General features: G+C 64.3%; 14 protein-coding genes. 6 read left to right on the top strand and 8 right to left on the bottom strand.

Translation table 11 applies throughout. The annotated features are described in order from the left end of the window. Positions 1-354: 354 nt before the first annotated feature. The 4 genes from WIS52_RS14970 to WIS52_RS14955 form a co-directional block, all read right to left on the bottom strand. Positions 355-564, bottom strand: coding sequence for a hypothetical protein (locus WIS52_RS14970; protein ID WP_349298844.1), 210 nt, complete (start codon positions 562-564; stop codon positions 355-357). Positions 565-862: 298 nt separating this feature from the next. Further along, positions 863-1,105, bottom strand: a complete 243-nt coding sequence (locus tag WIS52_RS14965; protein ID WP_349298843.1) for a hypothetical protein — start codon at positions 1,103-1,105, stop codon at positions 863-865. Further along, on the bottom strand, positions 1,105-1,440 hold the full coding sequence (locus tag WIS52_RS14960) for a hypothetical protein (RefSeq protein ID WP_349298842.1): 336 nt from the start codon (positions 1,438-1,440) through the stop codon (positions 1,105-1,107). Before WIS52_RS14960 ends, WIS52_RS14965 begins: the two co-directional genes overlap by 1 nt. Positions 1,441-1,633: 193 nt before the next feature. Beyond that, the gene (locus tag WIS52_RS14955) at positions 1,634-2,053 is read right to left on the bottom strand and encodes a hypothetical protein (RefSeq protein ID WP_349298841.1); all 420 of its coding nucleotides are present in this window, start codon (positions 2,051-2,053) and stop codon (positions 1,634-1,636) included. An 84-nt stretch (positions 2,054-2,137) separates the two neighbouring features. Here WIS52_RS14955 and WIS52_RS14950 point away from each other — a divergent pair, with 84 nt between their 5' ends. After that, on the top strand, positions 2,138-3,103 hold the full coding sequence (locus WIS52_RS14950) for a hypothetical protein (protein WP_349298840.1): 966 nt from the start codon (positions 2,138-2,140) through the stop codon (positions 3,101-3,103). Positions 3,104-3,146: 43 nt separating this feature from the next. On the opposite strand, the gene WIS52_RS14945 is transcribed toward WIS52_RS14950, so the two are convergent. Continuing rightward, positions 3,147-4,235: a hypothetical protein gene (locus tag WIS52_RS14945; protein WP_349298839.1), complete on the bottom strand. Its 1,089-nt coding sequence runs from the start codon at positions 4,233-4,235 to the stop codon at positions 3,147-3,149. Positions 4,236-4,527: 292 nt separating this feature from the next. Here WIS52_RS14945 and WIS52_RS14940 point away from each other — a divergent pair, with 292 nt between their 5' ends. Beyond that, entirely contained in the window at positions 4,528-4,773 is a 246-nt protein-coding gene (locus WIS52_RS14940) for a helix-turn-helix domain-containing protein (RefSeq protein ID WP_349298838.1), read from the top strand. A gap of 395 nt (positions 4,774-5,168) precedes the next feature. Here WIS52_RS14940 and WIS52_RS14935 read toward each other — a convergent pair whose 3' ends face one another. Then, positions 5,169-6,173: a hypothetical protein gene (locus tag WIS52_RS14935; RefSeq protein WP_349298837.1), complete on the bottom strand. Its 1,005-nt coding sequence runs from the start codon at positions 6,171-6,173 to the stop codon at positions 5,169-5,171. Between the two features lie 2 nt (positions 6,174-6,175). On the opposite strand from WIS52_RS14935, the gene WIS52_RS14930 reads away from it, so the two are divergent. The 3 genes from WIS52_RS14930 to WIS52_RS14920 all read left to right on the top strand — a co-directional run bounded on the left by WIS52_RS14930 (position 6,176) and on the right by WIS52_RS14920 (position 13,880). Continuing rightward, complete coding sequence (locus WIS52_RS14930) at positions 6,176-7,783, top strand: hypothetical protein (protein ID WP_349298836.1); 1,608 nt, start codon at positions 6,176-6,178, stop codon at positions 7,781-7,783. Continuing rightward, entirely contained in the window at positions 7,780-8,835 is a 1,056-nt protein-coding gene (locus WIS52_RS14925; protein ID WP_349298835.1) for a hypothetical protein, read from the top strand. Before WIS52_RS14930 ends, WIS52_RS14925 begins: the two co-directional genes overlap by 4 nt. 341 nt (positions 8,836-9,176) lie before the next feature. Further along, positions 9,177-13,880, top strand: coding sequence for a helicase-related protein (locus WIS52_RS14920; protein WP_349298834.1), 4,704 nt, complete (start codon positions 9,177-9,179; stop codon positions 13,878-13,880). A 78-nt stretch (positions 13,881-13,958) separates the two neighbouring features. Here the strand turns inward: WIS52_RS14920 and WIS52_RS14915 are convergent, their stop codons facing one another. Continuing rightward, positions 13,959-14,810: a hypothetical protein gene (locus WIS52_RS14915; RefSeq protein ID WP_349298833.1), complete on the bottom strand. Its 852-nt coding sequence runs from the start codon at positions 14,808-14,810 to the stop codon at positions 13,959-13,961. Between the two features lie 180 nt (positions 14,811-14,990). On the opposite strand from WIS52_RS14915, the gene WIS52_RS14910 reads away from it, so the two are divergent. Then, positions 14,991-16,076, top strand: coding sequence for a helix-turn-helix domain-containing protein (locus WIS52_RS14910; RefSeq protein ID WP_349298832.1), 1,086 nt, complete (start codon positions 14,991-14,993; stop codon positions 16,074-16,076). Positions 16,077-16,095: 19 nt separating this feature from the next. Here the strand turns inward: WIS52_RS14910 and WIS52_RS14905 are convergent, their stop codons facing one another. Then, positions 16,096-16,539, bottom strand: a complete 444-nt coding sequence (locus WIS52_RS14905) for a very short patch repair endonuclease (RefSeq protein ID WP_349298831.1) — start codon at positions 16,537-16,539, stop codon at positions 16,096-16,098. Between the last annotated feature and the right edge of the window lie 10 nt (positions 16,540-16,549).

Below are 16,549 nucleotides of genomic sequence, written 5' to 3'. Positions count from 1 at the left end.
ATGCTGGGTTCAGACATTTTTAATAATTGCCTCTCTCCGCTCACATCGAGAACAGAGGTCGCCGACGCGAATCATTGCAATAACTACCCTTGACGAATAGGTCGACTGGGTGTTAAATGATTCGGTGTTCCCTCACTTCGGGGGAGCGGTTAGGTTACTACCGCGAGCCTCTCAGTCGTGTCTAATCGTAGAAGCGGTCATACTTGCAAGTTGATACCGCTTATGTTGTGGCACCTCTGAGGGCTCCGGACTAACTATGCGAACAACGCTATATTTTTGCAAGCATCTTCACATATTTGACAACACCGAACGGTATGGCCTGGCATCTGATAGCCAGGCCATTTTTGTATTACTTTAGAAGCGCCGCGATTGCACCCAGTAGCCAATCGCGCCGAGCACTACGAGGCCACTCAGCCACGGCAGCAGCGGGGCCAGCAGTTCGTAGGTCGTGCGCGCGGCCACCGCGACAACCATCACCAGAACGGCATAGCCGACGATCCGGCCGGTCAGTGGCGTGTGTGATCTGCCCATATCAACTGGCTCCAAGAGTCTGCTGCTGCCCACGTGCACCCAACGTGACGCCCGATCCGGTGCAGTCGTTTCGGTTCCGGGTGGGCCGGGCCACGCCCGTCGGGAGGTTGTGGCCCGGCACCACGTGCCGGATAGGGGGGCGATTAGCGGCCGTGAACCGGACCGTCGTCGGCACCCTGAGCTTGGATCTCGCCGCGCATCTGCTCCCACAAGCTGACGCCCTGGATCGCCCGCCGGACGGTCACGATGTCGGCTGCTCGCTGTGCGCGCTGGGTCAGCTCAGCTCGCCGAGTTGTCACCGCCCGCCGCAGCGACTCGGCACCATCCCGGCTCACTGATCGCCACCGCGGTACTGGCGCTGTGCTTCATGGCGCAGGGCCTGATGAGCGGCCAGGAACGTCTGCCGTATTCGGGCGGTCCGATCGAGCGTCTGCCAGCCCAGATCGAGCTCGGCACGCTCCACCATGAGCCGTTCGCGCTCCCGGCGCAGCAGCGCTATCGCCAGCCACCAGCCGCCCCAGGCGACCAGCCCGACGATCGCGCCGATGACCACCGCCACCAGTAGGGCGGCCATCACGACTGCCCGGTCTCGGTCACGATGCGCGCCAGCCCGATAGCCGCGCTGTCGGCGATCGCCCGGTAGCGGGCCTCACCGAGCGGGTTGCGCTGCAAGTACAGCGCCTCCAGGTCGGTCAGCGTGGCAGTGGCGTGCAGGGCCTCGTTGCCGACGTACTCCAGGGCGCGTACCCGGGCGGCCTGGATGAGGCCACGGCCGTGCTCGACGGCCACGCCCTCGCTGACGGCCCGGCCGATGCGGGCGGGCACCTGGGGGCTGCCGGACAGGCGACGCGCGACGGCGTCACGGCCGGCGGGTGCCACCTCGTCGAGGCGGCGGGGGAGACGGAACATGATCGCTTCGGTCCTTCCGGTGGGCTGCTGCTTGCCACACCGACGCTGACCGGGTTGCCGAGGCCGAAACAACGACGTGACCGTGCAAATGTCGCCACCGAAGTGCCACAGCGGGGGCGCATGAACGACACACCACCCCTACATCACCGCAGATCAGAGGGCTGCAAAAGCGGTAGTTAGGCCGTCCGGGTGATCATCCGGCGAAGCCGCGGTCGTCGAGGTCCAGGGGCGGCAGTCCCAGCTGTACACGGATGTCGCGGGCAACGTAGAAGGCGGCCTGGCGGTTGCCGTGCCACTCCAGCGCCTCGATCACGTTGCGCGCATGGGCTGGGTCGTTGATGGCTACTTGTCGGCCGTACCAACCGAGCAGGTCGGTCGCCGAGTCGACCCCTTGTTGCCGACCATGGACGGGGTCATTGACAAGTTCGTCGATAAAGTTCGCCAGCTGTACCAGGTAGCCGATCTCTTCGGCGCGATCGCCAAAGCGCTCATGGCTGACCCCGATTGGCAGCTCGCCAGGGTACGGAAACATCTGGTCGGCGTACGGTTCCCGGCCGTGATCAGGCTGTGGTCCAATTTCCTCTGGAATTCCCGGATAGTGCTCGCTGCTCATAATATGAAAATTAGCTTCGCATAGATTTGCATTTTGGTCAAGATCGACTAGACAGGACCGTCTCCCACGCTAGTGTCTGAGCATATGAACGAGCACGCTCGCCAAGTGCGGGAAGTCTTCAGAGAATTGAAGTCGGTACGTGAGCGTGGTCCGGCGAATCTCGACAGCTCAGCGAACAAGCCGGTCGTGACGGAGCGTCTCGATGAGCTCGCAGCGGCACTGCCGACATGTGAGGTCGGTGAGAGCCGGTCACTCCGAATCGCACGTCTGCTGCGCACGGGTATCGACCAGCTGGACGCAGTCCAGCACCGCAAGGTGCTGATCATCATCTACGGCCTATCTGACGACTACGACAAGGAGACGCCGTCCGCGCTGCGGCTCATCGCGGCCAAACATCTCGGCGTGACACCTGAAAGTTTCAAACGGAAGGACGGCAGGGAAGACCGCGCGCTGGAGGCGCTTGCTGCGCTGCTGTGGCACCGGGCAGTTGCGACCGGCGGACGGCCGGAAGCAGAGACGTCGGATGTACGAACTGCGGCGACAGGGGCAACCGAGCCAGACGATTCTGTCGCTCAACCGTTGGCGGAGCATCGGCGGGTGCGGCCACGGCACCTGGTCGTCGGCAGCTGTGTCCTTGCGGCGCTTCTGATCGGCGGCGGCATCGCCCTCGCCGTCGTCCACAACGCGTCACCCTCGGCACAGCAGGAGGCTGGCGCGGCAGCACCAGGCCTACCGAGTGGCTCGACCGGGCAGCGTTTCGCCGAACAGCAGGGCAGCCTCGGCACACCCACCTACTCGAACCCGCTCGGTGGCGCTGCCGACGGTCCGCCAGTGGGGCCGCTACAGCGCGTGGAGGTCAGCTGCAAGGTCTACGCCGTGCCGTTCGCGTCGGCGTACCCGGACGGCTACTTCTATCGCCTGGAAGGTGCCCCATGGTTCGGGCGGTACTACGCCGTTGCCAACAGCTTCCAGAACGGCGACCCGATACCGAGTGACGGCAGGGCACCGACCAACACCGACCCCGCAGTGCCCGACTGTCCGGCTGACTGATTGAGCGCGCTCCATCGCAGATGGCGGATGCTGTCCAATCGCCCTACTTGGACTCGTCCCACACGAACGCCAGCCCGCTGCCGGGCAACGCCCAGCCGTCGAGCTCAACCGCCACGCTCGGCTCCGGCAGCGTTTCGGGCGCGCGGAGCACACTGGTCTTCGAGCCGCCGAAGAAGTCCAGGACGCGGACTGCCGTGATGTTGGTGTCGCCGTACCGGAGGTCGATGCGGGCGTCCTCGGTCGGCTGGCTGAGGCTGAAATAGAGCAGATGACCGTCGCTACGCAGCAGCGTGCGGTAGGTGTACGACAGCCGCACCCGAGCGTTGGCTTCGACGGCCGCCTTGCCGATACTGACGCTGTACAGCTGGCTGCCCTCGCGGGCGGTGCGGCGGATCGGACGCTCGTCGCCATCGACACTGAACTGGACCAGCTCGAAGGCCTCTGGCTGGTCGGCGCGCAGTCCGTTGACTGGTGTGAAGCGCCACGCGAAGGTGCTGGCCGGTTCCTGGAGCAGGTCGCGGTACTCGCGGCCACCCTCGACGCAGGCGAAGCGCCGGACGTTAGTGCTCGGCACGACGGAGTATTCCCAGCGCATGGTCGCGACGTACAGCGGTGTGCTGCCCTTGCGGCCACGCCCATTCCACGGGGACAGGTCGATGGTGACCCGTAGGTCGTGCCAGCGCTCGCCAGCCCGCAGGGCCTGAGCCTTCAGGTTCTCGTAGACCGCATCGGCGAACGGCTGGTCGCCGAGCTGGATGGCCAGGCTGTTCCGGGTGACCCGGTCGAGTACCTCCGGCGAAGACACGCGCTTGAGATCGCTGGCGTCGAACGCGAAACCGGCGATGACCGCGTCACGCATGGCCGGCGCCTGCTCCTCGAGAACTCGGCGCAGCCGGACGGTGGCCCGCTGTTCACTGTCCTTGCTATCGAGATACTCGAAGACGACGGCGATCAGGCCAGTGGTAAAGAGCGCCGAGCCGAGATCGGTGACGGGGAGCGACCGGAGCCAGGACAGTGCTTCAACCTGCGAGTCGAGGTGTCCGAGGACGAGTAGCCCGGCCCCGAGCAACGTGAAAACCGTCGCCAGAAAGGCGAGCTTGGTTTCGTAGAGACGTTGCAGGCTGTCGCGCATGTATCGAGATCAAGTATAGCAGAATTCGATCTCTAAACTGCTAACGTTCGAAATGCGGAACTCCCCGCAGCGTCCAATCCACGCTGCGGGGAGTCCGTCCATCTGGGGGAGCTGACCCGAGAGGTCAGCCGCCGCCACCACCGCTGCCGACGGTCTTGGTCATGATCCACCTCCTCGGCTGCCCGGGGGATGCCGCCGTGGACCGGACCGGTGGCCCGGCCGCCGAGGTCGGCGACGTCCGGAGAGTATCCGATTTTGGGATATTGCCAAGACCGCCACTGCGGTGGTCTCCGTGGACAAGTCGATCTACTCCGCCGAGTACCGCAAGCTCTGCGCCGTGCTGAAGCAGTTGCGGCTCGAAGCGGGGCTCACTCAGGTGCAGCTGGCTGAAGCGCTCGATGAACCGCAGTCGTTCGTCAGCAAGTATGAGTCGGGGGAGCGGCGGCTTGATGTGATTGAGCTGCGCCAGGTCTTGCGGCCGCTTGGCGTGACGGCTGCGAAAGTCCTAGATATCCTTGATGGCCAAAGTGGCACGTAGGCAGCAGCTGCGTAAGATTAGTATCTGATGTTTGAGGAATTTCGCATCCTGTGAGCGTCAGTCAGGTATCGACTGATAAGGGCGGCCAGGTCGGATCTGGGAATAGATAGCGACTGACCTCCATCTCTGCCAGTGCCAGGCCAGATTCCAGATACGATCGCCACGCTAGAATCGCGGAGGTCTATGCGAAACGATTCGCATACTGCGACGATAAGTCTCGGTCCTGAAATCACTTCCGCCAAGTCTCGGCAGGTGTCGAAGTCGTCACGAATTTCAGCAAACATGTGATCGAGAAGCTGCTCGCCAGTATCTACGCGAAGAGTGGCTGGGTCATTCGGGTCTTCTAGAGTGTAAGTTAACTTAAAAGTCATCAGTCGTTAACTATAGCCCTCTGTTTACTCAGAATCAATAGATCTTTTCGGGATGTCAGGGTAACCTGAAACAATATAGCTTCGATCAGGCGTACAAAATCCAAGGATTGTGCGGCCGCTGCGTGATGTTCCGGTCCAGTGAATCAATGGTGGTGGACCTTTACGGAAATGATCTTGCTCGGGATCGCGGTTAGTGAAGGCTGTGCGAATCTCGCTCAGTACTTCGAGTGGCGACATCGTGGGGCTGAATAGTGAAGTAACTATCTTCGAATAGATCACGCCATCCTTCGACCATTCGATGTTTCGAACCTTGGTGTCGCCGGTAACTTCTTGCAAAGTTGTCTGGCCGACCGATCGGAAACTTGCTGGTAAATCCTCGCAATAATGGAGTCCGTAAAATGTCTTTCTGTCTGCGTCGAGCTGAGGTTCGAAGATGTGACTTGAGTCGATCTCCTGCTTAGATTGGGCCGCGGCCACCACTATCATCCCCAGCCTCGCGGCTGTATCGTACGTTGCGATTACGGGTGCTTCCGTAACGTCACCGGCGAGCGGATTCTGCCGTCTGTCGGCCATTTCGGCAAACTCGTGCTGAACTCCACGCAGAAAGTCCGAATGATCGGGCGACGTTGTGGCGGAGGCTACGGCCCGAAGCCTTCGCCGCAGTTTACCGACGCGTTTTTCGGTCTCGCGCAGTGCAGTCACCTTAGCACCGTTTCGACGCTGTTCGATCAGCTCCGATTCCTGCTGGCGCAAATCGCGACGAATTGAGTCGAGAGCACTTGATTGCTTCAGTTCGTTGAGTGACCGTTCGATACTCGCAAGTGCGTCCCTGGCGTCGAACTGCCCGGTAATCGTCACGCGCTCGCCGAACCGGACAAACTCCTCCGGCGGTCCACCACAAGCCACGTCTGTAACCCTTCTGGCCGCTAGACCGACAGGTCTGGTGCCGAGAACGTTGCCGGTCCTGTCAGAGTCCGTCAAGGAGGGTGGCTCTCTGTCTGAAACGCTGGCTCCCCAGGTCAAGATCATTTGTGCTGGATACGTTGGTAGACAAGGTTCCCGTCTTGCCTGAAGTTCAGACCGAAGATGCACTCTCCGCCTACGCGGCTACTCGCGACCTCGCCTTGACCCCATCACTGGCGGCCATCTTCGACAGTGCCTTGCCCGACCGGCTGGCCGGAGCGCTGCTGTCGCCGACTGGCGATGGCCGATTGACTATGGGCTGGGCCGAGCGGGTGTCCGACTCGACAGGGACACCGCTTCACCCCAACCTGCTCCCGCTGCTGATCCTCGACGAACGATCCTTCGCCTGCGTAGTGCTGTCGAGCGCAGATGGTCCGCGCCTACCGGGCGAGGGTGCCGTCGTCCGTTGGCACCTGACGCTGGACCACACACGGGCGGCCGACCAGGCAGCGGTGCTCGACACCGACTGCCTGCTGTATGCCGAGTCGGTTGCCGACGAGCTCGAAGCCCGTGGTCCCGGAATCGAGCGCATGCTTAACGAGATCAGCCCGGCCTACCGGCTGCAGTACGTCGACGCCGGCAAGCGGCCACGTGACTTCGTCCTCCGCCCGACCCGCATCGCCTGCCAGAACGTGGTCATTGCCTACGCGGCCTTCCAGCACGACGCCGCCATCGACGGCATGGCCGTGCCCGCCTGGCAGACCTGCGAGGTCCCCCACGTTGCCGCGCACGAGGGCACCAGGGCGCTGGCGGCCCAGATGCTCTGCGACACCTTCCAGAGTGGCGGCACGATGGAAATTCGCTTCGACCGTCCTGCGTCGGTCCGAGCGAAGGGCACAACGTCAACGGGTGAAGTCGTCGACGTCGACGCCAAGTACGACGGCCACCCGGAAGGGCAGGTACCGGCCAGCTTGCGCCGCTATGGGCGCACGGTCGGTGTCGGGCTCGGTGTCGAAGACCCGGCGGCGATCTCGCCCACCGAGGCTCGTGAGCTGTTCTTGGCCGTCACCCCGATGCCGGATGAACTCCGTCAGCGCGTCGACGCCGCAGTCCAGGTCGGATTGACCACACCGGAGCGGCTGTGCTTCACGCTCATGATGCCGGTGTGGCGGGCGATCGAGCTCGACTTCCTGCTGGCCACCACGCCACGAGTGGGCTCGATCCTCTGTGGCGGTGCCGACTGGCGTGACCGGCCAGCCCGGCAAGCCGAGTCCGAGCTATGCCGAGCAGCGCTGATGGCCGGCATGCTGCGCGATCGCCTCGACCACGTCGACAGCGCTGCTGCCGCGTCCGACGTCAGGGTTTTCGAAGACGACCGTGTGGGCGTCGCCTGGCAGGTCTCACCGGAGACGGCGGCCGTCCGCTTCACCGGCGTGGCTGCTGGCCCGGTGCCATGGCAATCCGGTCGGGCGGCACCGCTGCGCCTCCAACCCGGTGAGGACCTGGTGGTCGTCCCGCGTACTCATCCGACCGAGGAGGACTGGCGCACCGTGCAGCAACACGATGCGCCGGCTGGCCAGCGCGCAGCCTTACTGGTACCGCGTGACGTCCTGCAAGACGCGCTCGCTCGGGCCGAGGCCGGCGGTCTCGGCGTGTTGCACTGTCCGGACCGGCTGGCCGAACTGGACCAGGCGATCGAGCGCAAGCTGCTCACCGCGCGGATCTCACGCGCATGAGCCGGGAAGAAGCGTGGCTGGTACGGCTCCCCGGTGCCGGGCTCGAGCAGCTGTTACTGGACATCGAGGCCGCCGCGGCCCGCGTGCCGCTGGCACTGCCGGGCGACCGTACGGACGTGATCCGCTTCGAGAAGCTGGCTACCGAGCTTGAGCGACGCGCCTTGGTGGCGTTGACCTCGGGCGCGGAGGCTGTGCAGGAGCCAGATCTGCCGCAGGCTCCAACCGCCCGGGTGTTCTACCGCGGTGCCAATGACGAACCGCCGTCGTCCGCCCTGGCCGCCGCCCGACCTTGGTTCCGCAGCGGCGATATTGCGGTGGAAATCCGCCGCCCGTTCGGCCCCGGAGCGACAGCAGCGAGTCCGCAAGCCAACCTCCGTCAGCCGGCCAAGGTCTGGCGTGCCATCGGCCCTCGTGGTGTCGAGCTGACCGGAAGCCGAGCTGTCGAGAAGCGGTTCCACCGGCAGATTGAGACGGCACTCGACGGCGACGATCCCGAGGCAGTCATCCGACCGAGCGGGATTAACAACCGGGTGCTGACCGACGGCCTGCGGAAGTATGTGGAGCGGACCGGCCAGCCTCAGCGGCGACTGCCCGTGGTGTACCGCGATGGTTCCCGTGGTCCGGACTTCCCGCTGCGGTGTCTGCCGCTGCGTGGTGGCACGCCGCCGATTGAGTGGCTCCAGTACCGCTTTGCCATGCTCTCGATCCGGCATACAGAGATGGACGCTGTAGTGCAGGGTGCCTGGCTCCGCAACGCTGACATCTCGCAACCGCGGCCTATCGGCGAGACCGACATCCTGGCCTATGAGCAGTCGCTCGAGCAATTCGCGCGGCTGACCAGAGACCGGCCCGCGGTCGTGTACATGTACCAGACCGGTCTGGAAGCAGCAGTACTTGGCGTTTACCGGGCTGCGACGCAGCGGATGCTCGACCAGCCCGGCAGGTTGGCTGTGGTGCCGATGTTCTACGTTGCTCCCCGGCCGACGACAGCGCAGGAAACAACGCACATTGAGACGGCGAACTTCACGCCGGGCGAGGTGTGGTGGGCTTGACTACTCCGAAGCGTGGATTCGCCAGTTCGACAACGCGGATCGTCCGCTGTAAAGACTGCATCCGAGAGACGGCCGGGTCCGACGATTCCCCTTCGGCCGCCGAGCTGGCGAGCCAGGAGTTCGCCTACAACGAGAACTGGGCGCAGCGGTTAGTCGAGCGCGGCGGTAGCCGGACGGATCGCTGTAGCCGACACCGCCAGCTCCATACCCAAGCCATCCGCGCGCTCGCCGTGCCGTACGTCGACCTCCGGACGCTCGGACCGGCCGTAGGACATGACGGCAGCGACGGACCGCTCGGTCCTCTGGGCGGGCTGGGGCCGCTGCCGTCGATTCATCGCCCCGTGAGCAGCCACGTCGCCCTAAACGACTTTCAGGTCGGCATGACCGACGTCGACATCAGCCGCATGCTGCGGAAGCTCAAGGAGCGGCGGGTTCTGATCCTGAAAGCTGGTACCGGGACTGGGAAGTCGACATTCGCGCCCTTCCGGCTGATGTCACCACCGAACGCCGACGACCTGCGGCTGACCGACTACGGCCCGATCGTCGTCACGGAGCCCCGGATCCAGGCCGCGACTGGCGTCGCCCGCTTCGTCGGCGAGAAGCTGGTCATCGGTTGCCCACTCAAAGAGTGCAACGACCCCGACCACGGCAGCTTTAACCCGGCGGCCCACCCGGACGGCCCCGACGGGGCGAGCGGCGAGAGCTGCGACGATCCGGTGGCTTGCGACCGGCCGCACGTCGGTGATCATCCCGGTCCGAAGCTCGCGAGCTGCGTGGTGTCCGACTGCGCGCGGCACATCGGTCCCGGCTACCAGGTCGGCTACCAGGTATCGGAGAAGAAGCACCACGATCCAGCATGCCAGCTCGTCTATGTCACTGATGGCACGATGGTCAACTGGATCACCGAGGGTCGGCTGCACGGTATTGGCACGGTCATCGTCGATGAGGCGCATGAGCGCAATGTTAATATCGACTTCATCCTCGCTTACCTGAACCGCGAGCTCGACCGTTACCCACACCTACGCGTCATCGTCACCTCCGCAACATTCGATGTCAGCTTCTTCGCGAGCTACTTTGGCGAGGAGCGCGTCCATACCGACGAGGTGCCTGCCGAGAAGAGCTTTGGCTACGGCGCACCGTTCTTCGCTTCGACCAACGGTCCGCAAGAATTCTCGTGCAGCTGCGAGCCGGTGCGGGAAGCGGACGGCAGCGAGCGGCCCGCCCACCCGCCGTTGGAGTCATACGAAGCTTGGCGTGACCAGCACTGGCCCAACGCTCCCGTTAACGGCGAGGATCTCCGTGCGGTGACGGACAGCCTCTCGGCGCTTCGCTTCTCGGATCCGCAGCCGGGGGCTGCGTGGCGCACCTCTATGGCCGACTCGGTCGCCACACACGTGCTGGAACTTGTCCGGCATCTCGACGACCACCGCATCCACGGCGACGTGCTGGCCTTCCTTCCGTCCCAGAAATTGATGCGCACGGCCATTGAACACATCGAATCGCGCATGGATCCGACGCGGACCGACCTCTTTGGCCTGGTGCAGGCGGCACCGTTGAGCCACAAAGAAGCTGCACTCGCGCCGCGGAAGGCTGGGGATAAGCGGAAGGTCGTCATCGCAACCAGCTTGGCCGAAACCTCGCTCACCGTGAGCGGCGTGCGCTTCGTCGTCGACAGTGGCCTGGCGGTCAAGCCGCTGTACGACGCTGAAACGGCAATGGCGGATTTCGAGACCGGCCCGCATAGCCAGGCAGGTCTGCGGCAGCGGTGGGGCAGGGTCGGCCGGGACGCGCCCGGCTGGGTATTCCCGCTGTATTCATACGTCGACTTTAAGAAGCTGCCAGAGAATACCCGGTCGGGGTCCACTACCAGCAATCTTGAACAGCTGGTGGTCAAAGTCAAGGCGGCTGGAATCGACGATCTCGCCTCGTTGAGCTGGCCCGCGTTGCACGACCATGGCCATCTCGATGACGACGCTCGAAGTGCGGCAAAGACGTTCCGTGCCGAACTGGTGCGGGCCGACAAAATGCTCCGGCAAAACGGCGTGGTAAACGAGCGTGAGCAGCTCACACGCTTCGGCAAGGAGACTGGCCGGTTCGGCGCGCACGGCACGTCGTTCGGGCTAGCGGTCATGTGTGCCGACCAGTTGGCGTGTGCGCCGGAAGTTGCTACTGCACTGGCGCTGCTCGACACGGCCCATTCGCCGCGCGGCTTCGAGCAAGTTAAGCTGGATAACCTATTTCTGCGGTTACCGAAACTGCCGACGGTAGCCACAGAGTGGGCTTTACAGCTGGAGCGGCGGCGCGCCGCCTTCGCGGCCGGCGACGATGACATTGCATGGGTGCTGCGGGTCGTTGCGGCCTGGGAGCAGGCCGACCCATCCGCGCTGCCCTGGCAAGACTCGGCCTATCGCCAAGCGTTTGCGTCTGAGTTCTGGCTGAACCACGACATGCTGCTGCAGTTAGCAGAGCTGCGGCGGTCAGTCCTCGCCATGCTGTCGGCGGCGATGAAGGAGGAGGTGCGTAGACCAACAAATCCAGCGCTTGCGCACCGGGTGCGGGCCGCTATCTCAGTCGGTTACAGTCAGCGGACTTGTAGCCGGGTCCAAGCGCGCACATATGCGTCTGATGCAGATTCGGCTATCACGTACGTGCTTGACAAGCGGTATGATCTAAAGGATATCGCAGGTCACATCATTCCGCTCGGGCGCAAAGCGGCCTCGACTTCAACGGGCCGAGCGGCTACGACGTACATCTCAAGTCCTGTCGCTGTTGTTCCATGGGCGCTTGATGTGGCGACGAATCCCGATCCTGCCCGGTCTAAATCATTCGAGCTACTGCTGCGGGCGATCGAAGCAGAGGACCGGGCAGCCGTCGAGCAACAAGCCGTTCAAGAGCAGGTGCTGGCCGCTGCGATCATGCAGTACCCGGTCGGCGCGCGGCTGCGACTGGACCATCCGGAGGGGGCCGACGAGCGCACGTTTCCGTCGAGCGCGGTCGATTCGGTCGTGCTGTGCCGGCCGCCGCAGAGTCCTGCGGTGTCGCAGGTGCCGGAGTCGGCCAGCTCAGTTTGGGCAACCATAACCTCCACGCAAGACGACTCGTGGCCGGTCGGGCGGACGATAGCGGCCGGCGAGGACCGATCAGGCGAGCCCGTCGACACCGCCGCGAGTGACATCGATCCGTCAACGGGCGTGGTCGTCGGTAGTGAAGCCAACCTGTCACCATCGGCCACCGCCGACGGCACCGAAGATATGATGGCGGTCGCTCGTGAGCGGCAAGCGCACGTGCTCGATAAGGTCAATCTCCGGATGGATCGCGGTGCGCTGCCATCAGGCCTGCAGCCCGACTCGTACGAAGTAGTCGGCTATAACGTACATGCGCGGGGCGTCGACGTGCTTCTCGACTGGACCGTGCTCAATGCAGCGTTCAGCGGTGATCCGGCAGTCAACGCTGACCTTGAACTGGGCAGTACCGTCGAGATTGTCGCCGGGGATGTCGTCGACGTCGCTGGCCGCAGCTTCCAGTTCTTACATCGGGCCGACGGTCGCGGTCGCTTCTTGGTGGGCAACTTTGATTCGAAATCGTCGGCCACGACCTACCAATACTCGCTGAGTGCATGTCGTGGCGATGCGCAATTAATCCGTGACTTGAAGCCTGGCTTACGTCTGCATGGTGAGGTGATGCCAGGGCCGGCCGCCACCCGCGCGGTGTCTTTGGTCGGCCACATCCGCGAGCAGCTTAGGAACGGTTCCCGGTCGAAAACAGGTGCCGGCCGCAGCAACGAAGCGATCGTTTCGGCACGGTCGTATAAGTCCAAGGCGGCCGCATTTGAGGCGGAAGGGGCCGGGCGGGGTGAGCACGGTGAGGTGCGAGTGCCTGTTCCGCTGTCTAATGGCTTACTGTGGCAGACGTTCAATGTGCCGCACAACATTCTGGCTAGCGCAGTAAGTGAAACTCCGGGTCAACGGGTCGACGTCAAATTAAAGGACGGACCCGCAAGCATCTCTTTCGCTATTGAAAAGGCGAAGCGTGGCCGGATCCAGCACGACGTAGTAGAGCTGCGTGCAGATGTCCGCTTTGACATCAAGTCCGAGGAGACCTGTTCCCTCAGCTCGAAGTCGTGTATCTCCAAGCGTCTCCGTGATTCACTCGTCGCGCTGGAGCCAGGCGTGGCATGGCGCGACGCCGTTTGGACGCTGTACCAACGAAGTCAAGTCCTGCAGGTCAGGCAGGTCCAGGAAAGCGCAAAGCTGGCCGACGAGCCGGAGCGGCAGCGTCGCGTTACGTCTGCGGAACCGCGTGTCACCGAGCGAGCTTCCGCCGACGGAGCTGCTGCTCCGATCAGGCCAGGCCTACCAGGACCGCCACCTCCACCTGCCGCAATGAGGCCTGGCGGTGGTCCGATCCGCAGCCAGGAGCCGCCAGCGGACGCAGAGAACTTTAGGACACCGGCTCCTGCAGGGAGGCCCGCTGGGAGCTCGCGACCGGCTATGCCCCGACCGCGCAGCGGCAACCATGTACTGCCGCCAGAGGCGCCGCCGACCACGCGGCGGCGGTCCTCCAAGCGCGACCGGCGCTCGCGCCTTGACAATCCGCTTGTGCCGATCCTGGCCCTGTTCGTTTGCATGGCGATCGTGGCTGGTGTGGCGCACATGCTAGAGCAGTACTTTGCGAATGACCCCAGTCTGCCGGCAGCGGTCGACGTGCAGAGTGCGGCGGCGCAGGACGAGGCAGTCGTCGACGCGACGATCGCAGGCAGCTGGGCGGCGCAACTAGCTTCGGATGCGGGTGGGAGCGAGGAAAATGACGCTCGGGCATTCGAGGACTATTCGCGACTGCGCGAACAGTACGGCGCGCTCGTGGTATCAAGTGACTCGTTTGCAGGAATGCTAACCGGTCGCTGGACGGTGCTCGCCCCGACGCGGTTCGACAGTAGCGAGGACGCATTGCAGTGGTGCAGACAGCGGCAGCTGCCCAGTGAGGCATGCTTCGCTCATCACATCACAAGAGATGCTGCGGACTATCTGGGGGCCGTTTATAGCTAGCCGTTGGCTTGAGCCGCGGTGCATGCAAACAGACCGGCTCCCGTGTCAGCCAGGGAGCCGGTCTGTTCGGTCAGAGCATCACCACTGGCAGTGGACGTGGTTGCCGTTCTCGAACGCGGCGTAGCTGGCTCCGAGCTGCTTGCAGCGGTTCACGATGGTCGTCGTGCTGCGTCCGCCGTACTGGTCGAGATCGAAGGCACGGCCGTCGTAGTGCTTGCTGCCCGCGCTGTGGCTGCCTCCGGCGATCTCGCTGACCCGCAGGCCACCCTCGCTGCCGATCTGCTGCAGCGCACTCAGCATGCGGGTGTCGAGGGCGACGCTGCCGCCCGGTGCCCCGCCGTATGCCGAGCGGGCCGCCTGCCTGCCCTCGGCGGTGTCGACGACGTTCTGCCGGGCGGTGGCGTTGTCGCGCACCCCGCTGACGTGGACGGTCTGCAGGGCGATGTTGCGGTTGTTGAGGATGGTGTTGGCCAGGTCGCGAGCCGGTGTGCTGTTCAGGTTGACGCCGTTGGCCCACTTGGCGACGTGGCCCTGGGCGTAGACGACGGCGTTACCGTCGGTCTGGAGCTCGAGACCCGCGCCAGGGTTGCCGCCGGTGCCAGTTGCCCAGACCGGGACGTTACCGGGCGCGATGATCACCAGGTTGCCGTCGCTCTGCATCTTCAGCACCGAGCCGGCGCGGTTGGTGCCGCTGGCCCAGACCGCCCGGTTGCCGGGTGCGTACTCGACGAGGTTGCCGTCGCTCTGCATGACGAGGGCGATGTTGTTGCCGGTGACGAGTCGCTGGCCGGGGTTGAGTTGCTCGTTCTGCTGCAGGTTGTTGGTCTCGGGACCGCCGGCGTAGGCAGCCGGCGCGGTCGTGATGGCGAGTCCGACCAGGCTGAGTGCCGTGACGGCAAGCGCCGCGGCTCGGCCAAGGTGCTGACGCATGGAGATACCTCCGAAGGGCTGGGGCGAGAAGGATGAGATCGGAAGCGACCGTTCCCGAGGCGGCGCTCCGGTCCTAGATGTAGCCCAGCGGTCAGGCCCGTGGCCTGGGAAAACGTCGGTTGCCGGTTGTCTCTTTGCTTGATAGACAACGGGGCAGAACGGACAAGCCGCTGACGAGGCGTGACGCAGACGCAGGGGGCCGGAACTGTGGGACGACCTGAGCGGCCGATCGAGCAGCCCGACGGGGACCTAGGTCAGTTCGCGATCGATCTGCGTCAGCTCCGAGACGATGCTGGCCGCCCGACGTACGAGGCGATGTCCCGGCGTACGGGCGTCTCACGAGCGGCGCTGGCCAAGGCCGCGACCGGTGAGCGGCTACCCCGTTGGCGGACCGTCGAGCATTACGTGCGCGACTGCGGTGGCGATGTCGAGGCATGGCGGGCCCGATGGGAAGCGGTCCGGATGGACGGAGAGGAGATGCCGAGCGCCGGTATCGACGCGGCCGATGCTGAGGCCGATGGGACCGCACCGGCGATCGCGGAGCAGCGGACCGGTGGTTGGCGGGGACTCCGGCTGGCGGTCGGGCTGACCATCGCGGCCGTCGTTGCGGTGGCTGTCGGGTTGCTTCTCTGGCCGTCGAGGCCGTCCGATGATGCGAGTCGTCTGCCGTCGGCGACCGAACAGCCGATCTTCAGCGAGGACTTCGAAGGCAGTCAGGTCAACCTGCAACGTTGGCGGGCACCGGGCGATCCGGCGCACCTCTTCCCTCAGAACAATGTGCTGAACATGCTGGGCTCGAGCGACGCGGGCGAGGTCGTCAGCGTCGACCTGGTGGCTCAGGACCTCGGGACGTTCCGTGAGGTCGACTTCGTGACGAGTGTGCTGGAAGCGCCCAACCCGGGGTCGGGCGGCGGCAGTCTCATCCTGACTGAGCAAAGTGGTCGGACGCATATGATCCTCTTTGGCGTCAGCCCGGGGCCGATCCCACTGTCGATCGAACTGCTGGCCTGCGCACGATCCTCTTGTACGCAGTACGACGACTACGTGCCGCCAGCACCGCCTACCGAGGCTCAGCAGTACGGCTTCGGCGAAGTCGTACCGGTCAAGGTCATGCACGAGGGCACTGAGCTTCGGGTGTATGTGCGCGATATTGTGGTCGCGAGAGCGAACGTGCCAGGACCGCTGACTGGCTTTAGTTTCGACGCCTACGCACGTGCGGGCGAGCAGTGGCATATGACCGTTGATGCGGTTCGGGTCTACCGGTGAGCGCGGAGGGTCCCTATCCTCACAGCCTGCCGGGTGACGGATCTCGTTCGCCTGCCTCGTTGCTCAACGCCTCTCTTACGGCTCCGGTCGCGTCGTCGATGGCACAGTGCTCCCAGATCCGGACGACGGTCCACCCCGCTGTCTCAAGAGCATGGTTGTTCCGCTGGTCTCGCAGCACGTTCGTCCGCAGCTTTGGGTTCCAGTAGTCGACGTTCTGCTTCGGTTGGGTGCCATGCTCTGGGCAGGCATGCCAGAAGCAGCCGTCGACAAACACGGCCAGCTTGGCCCGCGTGAAGACGATGTCTGGACGTACCCGACACTCGGGCAAGTCGATGCGGTAGTCCTTGCGGAAGCGGTAGCCAAGGCGGTGCAGGGCCGAGCGCAGCCTGACCTCAGGCTTGGTGTCCTTCCGGCGGATGGCCTGCATGTTCCGGCGACGGCCTGGTGTCGTGGTGTAGGTCACGGGGATGGCG

This window comes from Pseudonocardia nematodicida (assembly GCF_040105385.1).
In the GTDB taxonomy this organism is placed as follows: domain Bacteria; phylum Actinomycetota; class Actinomycetes; order Mycobacteriales; family Pseudonocardiaceae; genus Pseudonocardia; species Pseudonocardia nematodicida.
The sequence above is the reverse complement of the archived record's forward strand: the minus strand, read 5'-3'. Positions and strand labels throughout refer to the sequence as shown.